This is a genomic window from Hahella sp. NS-SX17 (assembly GCF_057367735.1).
The window spans coordinates 1,893,054-1,909,597 of sequence record NZ_CM170632.1 but is presented as its reverse complement, the minus strand read 5'-3'; the positions used below and the strand labels follow the sequence as shown (position 1 = coordinate 1,909,597).

Sequence of the window (16,544 nt, the reverse complement as noted above, 5' to 3'; positions counted from 1 at the left end):
AAGGACGCATGCGATGAGCGAATATTCCATTTTTACTTCCGAGTCAGTATCTGAGGGCCATCCGGACAAGATGGCGGATCAGATTTCTGACGCTATCCTTGACGCCATCATTAAAGATGATCCAAACGCGCGAGTGGCGGTTGAAACTTTAGTGAAGACGGGCATGGCGGTTATCGCCGGCGAAGTGCGCACCAACACTTACGTGGACCTGGAAGACATCGTCCGCAGCGTCATTCTGGATATCGGTTACAACAGCTCAGACGTTGGCTTTGACGGCGCGTCCTGCGCGGTACTGAACGCCATCGGCAAGCAGTCTGGCGACATCGCCATGGGCGTGGACGAAGCCAGCGAAAAAGATTTGGGCGCCGGGGACCAAGGGTTGATGTTCGGTTACGCGACCAATGAAACTGACGTGCTGATGCCCGCTCCGATTTATTACTCCCACCGTCTGGTGGAAAGACAGGCTTACCTGCGCAAGAACAGCATCCTGCCCTGGTTGCGTCCAGACGCCAAGAGCCAGGTGACGCTGCGTTACGAAAACGGTAAGCCGGTAGCGGTTGAAGCAGTAGTGCTGTCCACTCAGCACACGCCAGACGTGAAGCAGTCCGACATCCGCGAAGCAGTGTTGGAGGAAATCATCAAGCACGTACTGCCTGAAGAGTGGCTGCACAGCGACACCCAATACCACATCAACCCAACCGGCCAGTTCATCATCGGCGGCCCAGTGGGCGACTGCGGCCTGACCGGTCGCAAGATCATCGTCGACACTTACGGCGGCATGGCTCGTCATGGCGGCGGCGCATTCTCCGGTAAAGATCCGTCCAAGGTGGACCGTTCCGCAGCCTACGCAGGCCGCTACGTCGCCAAAAACATTGTCGCTTCCGGTCTGGCGGCCAAGTGTGAAATTCAGGTCTCCTACGCAATCGGCGTATCGGAGCCCACCTCTATTTCCGTGAACACGTTCGGCACTGGCAAGATCAGCGACGACAAAATCGCCACTTTGGTGCGCGAGCACTTCGATCTGCGTCCACGCGGCCTGATCGAAATGCTGGACCTGAAACGCCCAATCTATCGTCCGACTGCGTCTTACGGACACTTCGGCCGCACCGGCGACGGCTTCAGCTGGGAAAGAACCGACAAGGCCGACGCTCTGCGCGCCGCAGCCGGCATCTGATTCCCATAGCAAAGAGCCTCACCCGAGGCTCTTTTTGCAACAGACCGAGACTTCCGGCGGGCCCGACCCGCCCTCCCTCATTAGGATCAGCAATAGGACACCAAACATGGCTCAGTTACAATCTGTAGATAACTTCAGCGACTACAAGGTCAAGGACATCAGCCTGGCGGCTTGGGGACGTAAAGAAATCGAAATCGCCGAGGGCGAGATGCCTGCACTGATGGCGCTGCGTGAAAAATATCGCGAGCAGCAGCCGCTGGCCGGCGCCCGCATCATGGGGTGCATCCACATGACCATCCAGACTGCGGTTTTGATCGAAACCCTGGTGGCCTTGGGCGCCGAAGTGCGCTGGTCCTCCTGTAACATTTTCTCCACTCAGGATCACGCAGCGGCGGCGATCGCGGCGGCGGGCGTTCCCGTATTCGCCTGGAAAGGCGAAACTGAAGAAGAGTACGTCTGGTGCATCAAGCAGACCATCACCAAAGACGGACAGCCCTGGAACGCCAACATGGTGCTGGACGACGGCGGCGACCTGACTGAAATTCTGCACAACGAATTCCCGCAAATGCTGGATCACATCCACGGCATTTCCGAAGAGACTACGACGGGCGTTCACCGTCTGCTCGACATGATGAAGAAAGGCGAACTGAAAGTGCCTGCGGTCAACGTCAACGACTCCGTCACCAAGAGCAAGAACGACAACAAATACGGTTGCCGTCACTCATTGAATGACGCCATCAAACGCGCCACCGACCATCTGTTGGCGGGTAAAAAAGCGCTGGTCATCGGCTACGGAGACGTGGGTAAAGGCTCCGCAGCGTCACTGCGTCAGGAAGGCATGATCGTCAAGATCAGCGAAATCGACCCTATCTGCGCCATGCAGGCCTGCATGGACGGCTATGAAGTCGTCTCTCCCTACATCGACGGCGTCAACACCGGCAGCGCTGACGGCGTTAACCGTGAGCTACTCGGGCATACCGACCTGCTGGTCACCACCACCGGCAACGTCAATGTGTGCGACAAGTACATGCTGCAGGCGCTCAAGTCCGGCGCAGTCGTCTGTAACATCGGTCACTTCGACAACGAAATCGACACCCGTTTTATGCGCGATAACTGGGAATGGGACGAAGTGAAACCGCAGGTGCATATCGTGCACCGCAACAAGGATCAGAACGATCACCTGTTGCTGCTGTCAGAGGGGCGCCTGGTGAATCTGGGCAACGCCACGGGCCACCCTTCCCGCATTATGGACGGTTCTTTCGCCAATCAGGTGCTGGCGCAGATGTATCTGTTCGAACGCAAGTTCGCTGACCTGTCTGCCGACGAAAAACCCAAAAACCTTTACGTTCGCGTGCTGCCCAAACAATTGGACGAAGAAGTGGCGCGCTACATGGTGCAGGGTTTCGGAGGCGTCATCACCAAGCTGACCAAACCTCAAGCCGACTATATCGGCGTGGAAGTGGAAGGCCCGTACAAACCTGCGGACTACAAGTACTGATCGACCGCCGGTCTGGCGCGGCCCCGCCGCGCCGCCGGTTGTCCCGAGAGATTCCCTAAACCGGAGGCAATACGCTAATGGAATCCCAAACTCAGTTTAAACGGCGTTTCAGTTTTGAATTCTTCCCTCCCAAAACCCCTGAGGGAATGGAAAAACTGCAGGTGGTGCGAGACAAGCTGGCCAAGCGCAAGCCGGATTTCTTTTCCGTGACCTACGGCGCAGGCGGCTCCACCCGCGAGCGCACCATCGACACCGTGCTGACGCTGCACAGACAGGGCATTTCCACCGCGCCCCATTTATCCTGCATCGGCGCCACCAAGGAATCCATCGGCGAATTGCTGGACCTGTATCGCTCCAACGGCATTCAACGCATCGTCGCGTTGCGCGGCGACCTGCCTTCCGGTATGGGCGCACCCGGCGAACTGCGTTACGCCAATGAGCTGGTCAGCTATATTCGCGAGCGCACCGGCGATCACTTCTCTATTGAAGTGGCGGCTTATCCTGAGTTTCACCCCCAGGCGCAAAGCGCGGAGGCGGACCTGAACAATTTCCGCCGCAAGGTGGAAGCCGGCGCCACCAGCGCCATCACTCAGTATTTCTTCAATGCCGACTCTTATTTTTATTTCGTTGAACGGTGCGAAAAAGCAGGCCTGAACCTGCCTATCGTGCCCGGCATCATGCCAATCACCAACTACAGCAGCCTGGCGCGGTTCAGCGACATGTGCGGCGCGGAGATTCCTCGCTGGGTGCGCAAACAGCTGGAAGCCTACGGCGACGACTCGGAAAGCATTCGCAAGTTCGGCGAGGAAGTGGTGACACGCCTGTGTGAACGTCTGCTCGCAGCCGGCGCTCCCGGCATCCACTTCTATACGTTGAATCAGGCGGAGCCAAGTCTGTCGGTCTGGGACAATCTGAATCTGGGCGACAAGATCTCTTTCTGACCCAGACTCAAACGTCGACTCAAAGACAGGGCCTGCATGGACTATCCGGCAGGCCCTTCGTTTATCCTGCCTCTCTCCCTGCTTTCGTCCTGTTTTCCAACATCTCTTCCCGCTCTCTGGCCTTTTCACGTCGATAATCCTCAATGTTTTTAGTTATTCTCTTATCTGCTTAGCAGGTGTTGCGCCGCAGCGCCTGGCGCTTCGCCAAATAACCGGCCATTACCTATACTGAATCCATAAACCAGGGGGCAGGCTGATAATGAAGTTGGGGGCTACCGCAGGCAGACTCGCAGCGTTGCTGATTATTTTCATAGCCTGCGTCGTACTGATCCTGCTTGATTACCGCGAACGCACGCGCAATTACTACCAGTCCATGCAGGTGGAGCTGCAGCAGACGCAGAAAAACGTCAACGCCTCCACACGACGCATCATGGAACATATTGGCATTATGCGCCGCGCAGCGGAAAGTTATTTGCTGAACCATCGCGAAGAGGGCCTTTACAGCGATCTGTCCGCCAATATCGTCTATGACCCGACACGCAATCTCTTCGCCATGGACAACCTTCGGCCACCGTATACGCCAAGCCAAGTGGGCAATTTGACTGGTCTGGGCGACATAAAAGATCGTCAGCCGAACTACTACCGCGAACTGGAAATGGCGCTGGCGCTAACGCCAATCTTTAGCGCCACGAAAGAAAACCTGCCGGAGTCCAACTGGGTTTACTACATCTCTCAGAGCCGCTTTCTCTATATCGCCCCCTGGATAGAGTCCAGTAAATTCGCTTACACCAACGAGTCACTGTCACTGGAGTTCTTTACCCTCGCCTTACCCTATCACAACCCTGAACGCGTCCCTTTTTGGACGCGCGTGTACGTGGATGAGTTTGGGGAAGGTCTTATGGTGACCGCCGCCGCGCCTATCTACGCCCAGGACGTCTTTCATGGCGCCGTGGCCATCGACATTACCCTCGACGTTCTCAGAGAGTTCGTACTCAGTCCTGACTTATCAGCGGGCAAGTTGTTTATCGTCAATCAGTCACACCAGTTATTAGCGCACCCGACACTCACTTCGTCTCACGCGAAAACCGCCGCCACTTTTCCAGAGGCGCTGCCCGCAGGGGTCGACAACTTAATATCCCATCCCAAAGATATTCCTACTGACAAATTTCTCGACATCAAAGGCTATGCTCTGATTCGCACCAACATAGATGAAACGCCCTGGCATTTGCTGCTGAGCGTAGAGCAATCCGTCATACGAAGCGCCATCATTGAACAAATGGCGCCGGAAATGGCGTTGGCGGCGTTGATCGTGCTATTCGCCGCACTTATACAACGTTATTTCCTCACCGCAGGACAATTAGAAAGCAGCCAGCGCCGCTACCGACAAATGTTTGAACACTGCGACGCCGTACAAATTATTCTTGATCCCTCGCGCAATAAGGTCATCGACGCCAACCCCGCCGCCTGCCAGTTTTTCGGCTTTTCCACTGACATGATGGGGAATATTTCCGCCTCCCGCTTATTTCTTTCTGAAAACAATGAGATGCTGGATGAAAACTGGCTCCCTTCATTGCAGTCCGGCAAAACGGTCATTGCCGCCCGTCGCGGCGACAACCGCTCCAGCCTGGTGGAAATGTACGTTTCAGAGATCAAGGACAAAGCCAGCTCCTGTCTCTATCTGATCGTGCACGACATCACCGACCGTAAACGCAGCGAGGAACAGATCCGCCTGCAAGCCTACTATGATCCGCTGACCCGGCTGCCGAACCGCAGCTACCTGTTTGAGCACCTCAACGCGTTGATCTCAAGCCACAAACGGGAACACGCGCGGCTGGCGGTGCTGTTTATTGATCTGGACCGGTTCAAGCAAGTCAACGACAACCTGGGGCATGGCGTCGGGGACAAGCTATTGCAGCAGGTTTCCAGTCGGCTCAAGTCGCGACTTCGGGAAAGCGACATGCTGGCTCGCCTGGGCGGCGACGAATTCACCGTTGTGCTGCCGCATTTGCGGGAAGAGACTGACGCCATTCATGTCGCCAAAATATTGCTGCAGCAACTGGCGGAATCCTTCAGCGTCGGCGACTACGAGCTGAACATCGGCGCCAGCATTGGCGTGACGCTGTTTCCCAAAGACGGCGAAGACGCCTCCACCCTGATCAAAAACGCCGATATCGCCATGTACAAGGCCAAAGACAATGGCCGCAACCAATACCGCTTTTTTGAAGAACGTATGAACGAAGCCGTCGCCAGCCGTCAGATGCTGGAGAGCGATATTAGAGAAGCCACACAGAACGAACAATTCCATCTGGAGTTTCAACCTATCATCGACCTGAAAACCATGCGTCTGGCTGGCGCAGAAGCGCTATTACGATGGCTGCATCCCCGTTTTGGCGAACTGCATCCCAGAGAGTTCATGTCCATCACGGAAGAAACCGGCAATATTGTCCAGATCAGCGAATGGTTGCTGCAAAACGCGCTCAATCTGGCGACGGAGTGGCGACGTTCTCGCCCTGCCGATCAGCAACCGTTTATCGCCGTTAATATGTCCCGGCGCCAACTGATCAACTCACAGCACATCAAGCGCTGGCGCGACATCATCCGGCAGAGTGAAGTGCCGCCGAACTCTCTGGTGCTGGAACTGACCGAGCACAACCTTCTCAACGAGTTCGAAGAAAGCCGCCGCAGTCTGATGGAGCTGCATCACATGGGGGTCAGACTATCACTGGACGATTACGGCCACGGCGCCTCTTCCCTCACCTTGCTGAAAGATCTCCCCATATCCATGCTTAAGCTGGACGGCCTGCTGATCCGTAACCTGGGCCGCAAATCCAAAGAAGAAGTATTAATGGACGCGCTGGTGAAGATGGGACGCGCCATGGATATGAAAATTGTCGCAGAGGGGGTGGAAACGCCCCAGCAACTCGCCGTTCTCAGGGAGTCAGGCTGCGACTACGGTCAAGGCTATTTGTTCAGCCCGCCAGCGCAACCCCGCGAGGTCTCAATGATGCTGGAGAAGGTCTTCAGCGTGCAGACTCAAGACGACTAAGCCCTTTGTCAATCTGCAGCCGGGCTCCACTCGGGCTCCACTGGGACTCCACCCTATGTCACAATAGGCCGCGAATTTACCGGACAAAATTAGGAGCCTGGATTTGACTACCAACGCAGAACTGCGGGAGCGCGATCTCAAGCGTGTGTGGCACCCCTGCACCCAGATGAAGGATCATGAGTTTCTCCCCCTGATTCCGATCAAAAGCGGCAAGGGCGTCTGGCTGGAGGATTTTGACGGCAATCGCTATATCGACGCCGTCAGCTCCTGGTGGGTGAACCTGTTCGGCCATAGTCACCCTTACATTAATGACGCCATCAAATCGCAAATAGAACAATTGGAGCACGTCATCCTGGCCGGCTTCACGCATGAACCTGTGGTGAAGTTGTCAGAGCGGCTGGCGGAAGTGACGCCTGCAGGCCTCAACAAATGTTTCTACGCAGACAATGGGTCCTCCGCCGTCGAAGTAGCGTTGAAAATGAGCTTCCATTATTGGCGCAACAGCGGCCAACCAAAAAAAACCCGCTTCATTAATCTCAGCAACAGCTACCACGGTGAAACCCTGGGCGCGCTCGCCGTAGGCGACGTCGCTTTGTACAAAGAAACCTACAACGAGCTTCTCAATCCTGTCATCAACGTTCCCGGTCCCGACTGCTTCCATCGCGAGGCCGGTGAATCCTGGGAGGCGTATTGCCGACGCCAGTTCGCGCACATGGAGGAGACGCTGCAGAAGCACGCCCATGAAACCGCAGCGGTGATCCTTGAGCCGCTGGTGCAGTGCGCCGGCTCCATGCGCATGCACCATCCGGTGTATCTGACGTTATTGCGGGAAGCCTGCGACCGCCATGGCGTGCACTTGATCGCGGATGAGATTGCGGTCGGCTTCGGTCGCACCGGCACATTGTTCGCCTGTGAGCAGGCGGATATCTCGCCCGACTTCCTGTGTCTGTCGAAAGGCCTGACCGCCGGTTATCTGCCCTTGTCCGTGGTCATGACTCACGACTTCATTTATGACGCCTTCTACGACGACTACGCCACTATGCGCGCTTTCCTGCATTCCCACAGTTACACCGGCAACCCTATTGGCTGCAGTGTGGCGCTGGCGACCCTGGACATCTTCCAGAATCAGCCTGTGATCGAGCAAAATAAACGGCTTGCTGCCTGCATGCGCGAGCATACCGCGCATTTCGAAGACCACCCCAATGTGGCGGAGGTTCGCCAGACTGGAATGGTCCTGGCGATTGAAATGGTGCAGGACAAGGCCTCACGCACGCCCTTCCCCTGGCAGGAGCGGCGCGGCATACGGGTCTATGAGCACGCGTTGAAGAATCAGGCGCTGCTGCGTCCTCTGGGCAATGTCATCTACTTCATGCCGCCTTATGTGATCAGCGAAGACGAGATCGCTCATCTGGCCAAAGTGGCCTGGGATGGGCTGCAACTGGCGGTTAAGGATTAAACTTGAGAAACAACCGAATATTTATCGACCAGCCTCTTGATGGTCTCAATCAGCTGACGCTGACCGGCGATCAGGCCAATTACGTGGGACGCGTGTTGCGCATGCGTCCCGGCGACGCTTTTCATTTATTCAGCGGAGACGGTCGCGATTTCCCCGCCAAAGTCCTGGCGGTGGGTCGCCGTGATGTGGAGATCACGCTGTCCGCGCCCCAGGAAGTCGACACAGAGTCCCCACTCAGGATTCATCTTGGGCAAGTACTGTCCCGGGGCGAACGCATGGACTACGCCGTTCAAAAAGCCACGGAAATGGGCGTTACGGCGCTCACGCCGCTGCTGAGCGAGCGATGCGAAGTACGCCTGGACGGAGAACGTCAGGACAAACGCTGGCGTCACTGGCGCCAGGTGTCGATCAGCGCCTGCGAGCAATGCGGACGCTCCCGCGTTCCTGACATCGGCGACGTAACCCCACTGGAGAGCTGGCTGCAAAGCGCAACGGCGGAACTGAAGCTGATTCTTCATCCTGGGGACCCGCGCGCCTGGAGTCCTGCGCATCGTCCCACCAGCGTATGTCTGCTGATCGGGCCGGAAGGAGGGTTTACAGACGAGGAAGTCGCCTTGGCGGAGCGTCACGGATTTGTGCACGCGCCGCTTGGCCCGCGCATCCTCCGCACTGAAACCGCCCCCGTAGCGGCGCTGGCGCTCATGCAGTGGCTGTGGGGAGACGTCGGCAATCCTACGTCAAGATAAAGCGGCCCGCCATGCAGGAGGCGGCAAAAAAGCGGGCGCTTACAAACCTTACTTCAAACGCTCCTGATCATGCCGACATTTCGTCCTGAAATAGCCTAATAAAACCGGACGACCTGTGGATAACTTTGTGGAAAAGCGGCTGCAAAAGGCCGCTTTTTTCGGCCAGTTCAATAAATGTGCGTCCGTCCGTATTTTGGGGCTTTCTTTTTCTTTTATTTTTCAGTCTATTATTGACTCCCTCCGAAAACGCAGGGCATGTTTCAAAACTTTGACGCTTCAACGCCATGCTCAATTAGTGTGCATAACCTATGACATTTTAATGACAATAGCGCGCCCACCTTTGCAGAGAGAGTGAAACGATGGATTGGCAGTGGTTACAAAACCCCGAGTTTTGGAAATATCTGAGCATTCCCCTGGTAGCCGCCCTGATTGGGTGGAGCACCAACTGGCTGGCGATCAAGCTGACCTTTTACCCCATTGAATTTATTGGCTTTCGTCCTTTCTTCGGATGGCAGGGAATCATTCCGTCGAAAGCCGGAAAAATGGCGGTCATCAGCGTGGACTCCACTATCTCCAAGCTGGGAGCGGTAGAGGAGCTATTCGAGCAAATCGATCCGCAGGTTCTGGCTGGGCACATCGTCGCCGGCATTTTGCCCCGAGTAGAAGAGTACGTTGACGAAATCATGTTGGCGGAGCACCGCACGCTTTGGGAAAACCTGCCCCAGGCGGTGAAAAACAAAGTCTACGAACGCGTACGCAAAAACGCGCCGCGTCTGATCGACAATCTGGTGAGCGACATCGGCCGCCAAATCGAAGACCTGCTGGACCTCAAACACATGGTGACGGAGCGACTGGTGGAAGATAAGGAGCTGTTGAATCGCATCTTTCTGGAATGCGGCGCCGCAGAGTTTCGTTTTCTGATCTACAGCGGACTCTGGCTGGGGTTTGGCTTTGGAGTCCTGCAGATGGCTCTCTGGTTCTTTTATTCCGTTGACTGGGTGTTGCCGGTGTGCGGGTTTCTGGTGGGATGGGCCACGAACTGGATCGCCCTCAATCTTATCTTCCGCCCTCTCAACCCCGCCAAGGTCGGCCCGGTCACCATCCAGGGCCTGTTCCTGAAAAGGCAGCCTCAAGTGGCGGCCACTTTCTGCCGTATCGTCACCCACGACATCCTGACCGTCGGCAACATCGTCAACGCCATGCTTAACGGCCCGAACGGCGCTCGCACCCGCGCTCTGGTGAAAAAGCACGTCAAGCCGCTGGTGGACGCAACCACCGGCGTCGCCAAACCCATCACTCAAATCGCCTTCGGGCCCACCGCCTTCGCGGAATTAAAAAAGAAAGTCGGCGAGAAGGCGCTGGAGATATCCAAAACCGCATTCAAAGACCCGCTTTTTAACGAAGAACGCGCCATCGTAGTGGAAAATATCATGCGCACCCGCATGGAGGCGTTATCTCCAGAGGAGTTTCAGGACTTGCTGCGCCCCTGCTTTCAGGAGGATGAGATCAAATTAATCGCTATTGGCGGCGTATTGGGAGCGTTAGCCGGGCTGGCGCAGGTAATTTTTGTGTTCGCCTGATCAAATTAACGCCAAAAACGAGAGGCGCGCCACAAATTATTAATACTTTTGGCCTATTACTTTTGACATGCAATGTAATTTATCTACAATTACGCAAAAAGTAACATAGTGTGACATTCATGGCGATCAATAACATTCCAACAAAGTTATCGCACCACGCCAGCTCAAAGGACCGACTGGAAAGACAGCTGTTCAGAGACGTACAGCGACTCATCCGGTACCTGGACAGCCGGAAGTCGTGCGGCTCCAGCAACCCCGCAATGGTCGAATCCTACGAACGGATGATCCTTGAGCGTTGTGATGTGCTAGGCCAAATCTCGCGAATGTAGTAAACGCATCGGGCTACTGCATGCGCGAGGAACAAACAAAGCCTAAGGATGGCGCATTTCCCCTTGGATCGCCGCACAGGACTGGCTAAACTTTCCGTAACCTTCTGACACGACTCAGCTTTCGGCATTCAAACGCCAACAAGTCGACGGCGGCGGGCGACGATTAAGAAAGACTCCGCTATTGCGCGGGAAGCCACGAAAAACACCAAGGGCGCCGATATGCAGCGAATCATCCGCAGAACGTTAATTGCTCTGTTGAGCATTCTTTGCCTGTTGATTCTGGGAATTTGGGGGCTCGGTCCCTACATCGCTAAGGATGCTCTCAGCAAATACTTCGCAGAGCACAACGCAGAGTTCTCGGCGGAGTCCCTTTCCATCAACCCGTTCACAACCGAAATCAACGGCCACGGCGTCAACGTCACCACGCCCCGGGGACTGGAGCTTAAATTCGAAACGCTGCAAGTGTCCGCGCAGCTGGCGCCCCTGTTTGAAAACACGGTGGTCGTGGACAAAATCGCCTTAGACGGCCTGCAACTGAATATCGCCCAGGAGCAGGATGGCTGGCGCATCGCTGGCGTGCTGTTCCCCACAGGAGGCGAAGAACCTCCCGCCCCCTCTCAGGAGTCTGCGGCGGAAGACTGGACAATCAGCCTGCCTTCCATTCAATTGCGCAACAGCGCCATCAACATCAGCCGACTGCCGCCTGCGGGCGCTGCAGATCAAGCCCCGTTGAAAGACGAAGTCCGTGTGTTCAGCCTCAACCTGAAAAACATCAAAGGCAAAGGCGCCGAGTGGAACGGATTCGCCGACGTGATGACGCAAGTCAACGGCGCAGACATCGTCCTCGCCACAGAATTCCGCGTCGGTCCGGACAAGTTTGTGCAATGGCTGGACATCAGTTCGCTCAAGGCGAAGATGCAGCAATTCGCACACTATCTGCCTGCCGATCTACGATCCAGCAACGCTGGCCTGGATCTGAACGCGGAAGTCGTAGTGGACTGGCGCGACGGCGCGTTGACGCTGACCGCCACGACAAAAAAGCTGGATGTCTCCCAAGTCGATCTGAAGCTTAAAGACCTGTCCATCGTGAGCGACATCACCAGCATTAACCTGAACCCTCTCCAGATCAGTATGGCGCAGGAAGGCGCCCCAGACATCGCGTTGAATGGCAAGATTCACAGCGGAAAAACCAGCATCAATGACAGCGCCGGGCGCTATATCCTGGCAGGCTGGGACAAACTGGACCTGACCCCAGTCACGTTCAGCATGGACGAGGCCCTGAGCGTCAAGGTGGACCAGATCAGCTCACAAAATCTGGTGTTATCCCGCTCCGCACTCGCTAATGAAGAGCTGCCGCCCTTGCTGCAGGCGGGAACCCTGTTTGTCTCCAATGTGGAAGCCAGCGACAAGAGGGCGTTTATCGAAATGGTGGAGCTAAGCGACATGCGTTCCCATGTGCATCTGGACAAAGAGCGCAATTTGATCACCTTGACGCCCCTGTCTCAGCATTCCCCCGCAGAGGCGGATCAGGACTCGCAGGCCGACTCCCCATCCGACGTCGAAACAACTCAGGAAAACACTGCATCAACGCCGGAAAGCGCCCCCTTCAACCTGGTGATCAACCAGATTTCCGTGAAGGGAGACTCTCTGCTCAGCTTTACTGACGAGGGCGTGAAGCCCCCTTTCCAGCAGGATATCCGCATCAATTCACTGGTCGCTGAAAGCCTGACCACCGAAAACCCGGCGCAGGCTTTCCATATCACCATGGAGGCGCAGACGGACCAATACTCCAAGATCCAGTCTGATACGCGCATCTGGCCGTTCGCTCCCAAATTATCCCTCGACACCCGCACCAATATTGCGGAAATAAACCTGCCGCCGGTGTCGCCCTATTTAAGCGACGCTTTGGGGTATGACATCAGTAATGGCCAGTTCGACATGACTCTCGCCATGATCATTGATGAGGGCCGCATCAGCGGCGACACCAAAATCATGCTGCGAGGAATGGACCTTGGCGCGGACAAAAGCGGAGACGCCGCCACTATTCAGCAAGGCGGGGCCATACCGTTAAACGTGGCGCTGGGGATGCTGAAGGATGGCGACGGTAATGTGGAGCTCGCCATGCCGCTGTCGGGAGATGTCGACAACCCCAGTTTCGGCTGGAGCGGATTTGTCGCGTTAATTGCGCAAAAAGCCATCTTCGAAGCCGCCAGCGGCTATCTTGTGAAAACCTTCGTGCCTTACGCCAATGTGGTGACGGTTGTGAAGTTCGCCGGCGAACAGGCGCTGAAAGTCCGTATCGAGCCCTTACCCTACCAGGCCGGCCAGTCTGATGTCGGCCCAGAACAGCAAGCCTTCGTCAATGAGTTCCGCCAACTGCTGCTGGACAAGGAAGACATGCAAGTGAAGACCTGCCCTGTCGCCACTCCATCAGAGTTGAACTATCCGGCCGACACCCAGGCGCTGACGGTGGAGCAACTGAAAACACTGAAACAATTAGCGGAGGATCGCGGACAGAAGTTCAAAGCGAAAGTGCTGGAAGGCGGGAAGATCGCGTCTTCCCGCATCCTGCTGTGTAGTCCTGAAGTGGAAAAAGGCAGCGGCGGCAAAGGCCGCATCGAGTTTGAAATATAAGGGCGCTGCGCGCCCTGGATCAGCTTGCCGCCCTCTCTGGCTCAGCGGCTTCTCTAACGCTGATATCTTCACCGCGCACCCAGGACGCCAGGGTCATTTGTCCCAGAGACGCTTCCATGGCCGCCGTCACCCCTTTAGCAATGGCGTCCACGGACTTGTCCGAATACAGCGAAGCCGGAAGACTATATTCTGGGGAACGCAGCACATGCAGCAGCTCCGCCAGGGTAATGCGATCAAGAGGGCGCGCAGGAATCAAGGAGTCCGCTTCATCGCCCGTGATGGCCAGCACTCCCTTTTTTAATAGTTTGTCGATAATGCGCTGTATAGTTTCCGGCCCCACCGACAGGGTGTCTTCCAGGCCGGAGATACTCTCCCCTCCCCCTTGCTGATCGAACTTTTTCGCTACCTTGTACACTAGGGCAAGCCCCGTGCGCTCATCAATCACCGCGCAGGGACGCACGCGCCGCTGTCGGGTAATTTGATGGGAATGCTGTGCGTAAAACGCCACTGAAGCCCCCATCAGCAGAATCAGCCAAGAAATGTAAAGCCAGATCAGGACCAGAATCCCCACCGCAAAACCAGAGTAGATCGCCTCATAGTTGGACGTACCTACCACAAACTTGGCGAACACATAGCCCGTGGTTTGCCAGGCGATCCCCGCGCCTAACCCGCCAATGAACGCATACCGGGTGCGCACTTTGGTATTGGGAATAAAACGATACATGAAAGTGAACAGCGCCACGATGATGACATAAGGCGCCATACGGGTAGCGAGTGAGAACAGACGCCCAAAAGGCTCAATGCTTAGTACAGTTTTCGCTACATCCGTGCCTACCAGCGTGGCCGTGGCGCCCATGGCGGAAAACGCCAGCAACGGGCCAATGACGATCACACTGAGGTAAGAGCTGAAACGTTGCGCCAAAGAACGAATCTGCGACACCCGCCAGATTTCGTTAAAGGAGCGCTCCACCTTCTGCACCAGAGAAATGACCGTATAGATCAATAACCCCAAGCCCACCGACCCCAGTACGCCGACTTTGACATTGTCGACAAAGGCGAGCACGTTCTGCACCAGTTCAGGACCTTTCTCTCCAAACGCCTGAAAGACATTCTCCAGCAGCGGCTCCAGCTGATTATGAACGCCAAAGCCTTTCAGTACGGAGAAACTCAGCGCCAATAAAGGCACGATGGAAAGCAGCGTTGTATACACCAGCCCCATGGCGTGCAGCGTGACGTGGCCGAATAACACATCGCGCACCACTGCAAACAAGACGCGAGCGCTGTGCCATAACACCCGCATCATGCCGCCTGCCGCGCCCCCGGTTTCGTTCTCCCAAAGCCAGCGATCCAGTCGCGACACCCAGGTTTCTATCGTCGCTTTACTCATAGTTGCTCTCATTATGCGTCGAATTCAGGCTTATTAGATTGTTCAAATGCAGCCATTCCTTGTATATCTCCCCAAAATTGTAGCTACTCTCCCACTTACGCCGCCATGATCACCGCACGCCAGTATCTTATTATTAACATGGCGATGATATTGGCATGTTAATAACCCGCCTCGGGAGACTGGACCTGACGCTTCTACTCCCCCCAAACGGTGACTACCACTTTTCTCACGCCGCCATGATTGCGGTGTTCGCAGAGGTATACCCCCTGCCAGGTTCCAAGATTAAAACGTCCGTCAGTGATCGGCAGGCTGACGCTGGAGCCCAACAAACTGGATTTAAGATGGGCGGGCATATCATCGGGGCCCTCATCGAGATGACGATAATAGGGTTCATTCTCTGGAACGGCGTGATTGAAATAACTTTCAAAATCCTGGCGAACGGTTGGGTCCGCATTTTCATTTACTGTCAGAGAAGCGGAAGTATGCTTTATAAAGAGCTGCATCACACCGACTTTAAATGATTTCAGTTCCGGAACTTCACGCATTATTTCATCAGTAATCAAATGAAACCCACGTTGTTTGGGCTTCAAGCGTATCTCTTTCTGCAGCCACATATATCCGCCATCTTGAACTTGTATTGACTAAGTGCGACTTTACCACAGGCTGACTACTCGCGCCTGAGGTTCAGGGAAAGCTCCGCCGCCATTCTTTCTGATCCAAAGACCTTAGCATATACTGCCGTTTACAACCCAGTCGCGAACGGGAAGACGGACTTCATAGCGCGAAGATGAGAAACAAGCCTCCCGGTTTTCGACTCGTAGAGATTAATCCAATTCGCCATTGCTCGCATAAACTGACGCTAGATCTAAATGGCGCCTTAAAAAATAATGTAGGCGAAATTGAAATCTCGCTGACATCGACGCCCTAAACTGCTCACAATACAAGTTAACGCCTTTACCTTCACGGAACCGGTTTACATACAGAAGCATTCACCATTCTGCACTTAGTCGCTAACCTGCTGCGGCCCTTGAACTTTTTCTTTGTATTAGCGCCAGCCTTATTTTTCCCATGCACAGCCGAAATATCAAAATCGCTGTTGGAACGCCCGCATTTCATGACGCAAAAATGAGAAGGTCGTCATGTACATTTAATATTTTCCATGGAAGTTTTTAAGCGCCTATTAACATTCGATAATAATATTTCTTATAATTTTCTGGAAATTTAAACTGTTAACGACTATAAAAACCAGAACGCCGTTGTTGCATTAACCAGAGGAGATAAGAATGAAAAAGATAAACGCATACAATTCCGCCCTGGCTGAGCTTGAAGCACTGCAGAAAAGAATTGAAAGCCTGGAAAAAGACGAAGGCCTGAAAAAAGAGCTGGAGTTTAAAAAGAAGCTTGAAGATTTGATGGGCAAGTACGACGTCACCCTGGACGATGTATTGAAAATGTACGGCAAAGAAAAGACATCGCCGAAGCAAGACAAACGTCGCGGTAGCCGCCCATTAAAAGTGTATAAGAACCCCAAAACCGGTGAAGTTGTTGAAACCAGAGGCGGCAATCACAAGTTGCTGAACGAGTGGAAACAAAAATTCGGTAAAGAGAAAGTTGAAAGCTGGCTGGTGGCGTAATTAACGCAGGTTATATTGCCGACGTTTACATGTCGCGCAACAGCGAAATAACAATAAGGACGTAATATTTACCGCTAATCAGAATGATTGAAGTCGCCAGCCCGGAATGCGCTGGCGAC

General features: G+C 54.8%; 11 protein-coding genes. 9 read left to right on the top strand and 2 right to left on the bottom strand.

Annotated elements, in window-relative coordinates:
* Positions 1-13 precede the first annotated feature (13 nt).
* From metK to AC2IBB_RS08625, 8 genes are all read left to right on the top strand, one after another.
* The gene (gene metK / locus AC2IBB_RS08660; protein WP_486332482.1) at positions 14-1,174 is read left to right on the top strand and encodes a methionine adenosyltransferase; all 1,161 of its coding nucleotides are present in this window, start codon (positions 14-16) and stop codon (positions 1,172-1,174) included.
* Positions 1,175-1,280: 106 nt separating this feature from the next.
* A complete protein-coding gene (gene ahcY, locus AC2IBB_RS08655) occupies positions 1,281-2,672 on the top strand; it encodes an adenosylhomocysteinase (RefSeq protein ID WP_486332481.1) in 1,392 nt (463 codons plus the stop codon).
* Positions 2,673-2,749: 77 nt separating this feature from the next.
* On the top strand, positions 2,750-3,613 hold the full coding sequence (gene metF, locus AC2IBB_RS08650) for a methylenetetrahydrofolate reductase [NAD(P)H] (protein ID WP_486332480.1): 864 nt from the start codon (positions 2,750-2,752) through the stop codon (positions 3,611-3,613).
* Between the two features lie 259 nt (positions 3,614-3,872).
* Complete coding sequence (locus tag AC2IBB_RS08645; RefSeq protein ID WP_486332479.1) at positions 3,873-6,659, top strand: bifunctional diguanylate cyclase/phosphodiesterase; 2,787 nt, start codon at positions 3,873-3,875, stop codon at positions 6,657-6,659.
* A gap of 103 nt (positions 6,660-6,762) precedes the next feature.
* A complete protein-coding gene (locus AC2IBB_RS08640) occupies positions 6,763-8,115 on the top strand; it encodes an adenosylmethionine--8-amino-7-oxononanoate transaminase (RefSeq protein WP_486332478.1) in 1,353 nt (450 codons plus the stop codon).
* A gap of 2 nt (positions 8,116-8,117) precedes the next feature.
* Positions 8,118-8,861 (top strand): 16S rRNA (uracil(1498)-N(3))-methyltransferase, encoded by a 744-nt coding sequence (locus AC2IBB_RS08635; RefSeq protein WP_486332477.1) that lies wholly within the window; start codon positions 8,118-8,120, stop codon positions 8,859-8,861.
* A gap of 359 nt (positions 8,862-9,220) precedes the next feature.
* Positions 9,221-10,441, top strand: a complete 1,221-nt coding sequence (locus AC2IBB_RS08630) for a DUF445 domain-containing protein (protein WP_486332476.1) — start codon at positions 9,221-9,223, stop codon at positions 10,439-10,441.
* Between the two features lie 548 nt (positions 10,442-10,989).
* Positions 10,990-13,404, top strand: coding sequence for a DUF748 domain-containing protein (locus AC2IBB_RS08625; protein WP_486332475.1), 2,415 nt, complete (start codon positions 10,990-10,992; stop codon positions 13,402-13,404).
* Between the two features lie 19 nt (positions 13,405-13,423).
* Here AC2IBB_RS08625 and AC2IBB_RS08620 read toward each other — a convergent pair whose 3' ends face one another.
* Both AC2IBB_RS08620 and AC2IBB_RS08615 read right to left on the bottom strand, forming a co-directional pair.
* Positions 13,424-14,791 (bottom strand): YihY/virulence factor BrkB family protein, encoded by a 1,368-nt coding sequence (locus AC2IBB_RS08620; RefSeq protein WP_486332474.1) that lies wholly within the window; start codon positions 14,789-14,791, stop codon positions 13,424-13,426.
* 194 nt (positions 14,792-14,985) lie between these two features.
* The gene (locus tag AC2IBB_RS08615) at positions 14,986-15,405 is read right to left on the bottom strand and encodes a secondary thiamine-phosphate synthase enzyme YjbQ (protein ID WP_486332473.1); all 420 of its coding nucleotides are present in this window, start codon (positions 15,403-15,405) and stop codon (positions 14,986-14,988) included.
* A 669-nt stretch (positions 15,406-16,074) separates the two neighbouring features.
* Between AC2IBB_RS08615 and AC2IBB_RS08610 the strand changes: the two genes are divergently transcribed.
* Complete coding sequence (locus tag AC2IBB_RS08610; protein WP_486332472.1) at positions 16,075-16,425, top strand: histone-like nucleoid-structuring protein, MvaT/MvaU family; 351 nt, start codon at positions 16,075-16,077, stop codon at positions 16,423-16,425.
* The last annotated feature ends 119 nt before the right edge of the window (positions 16,426-16,544 follow it).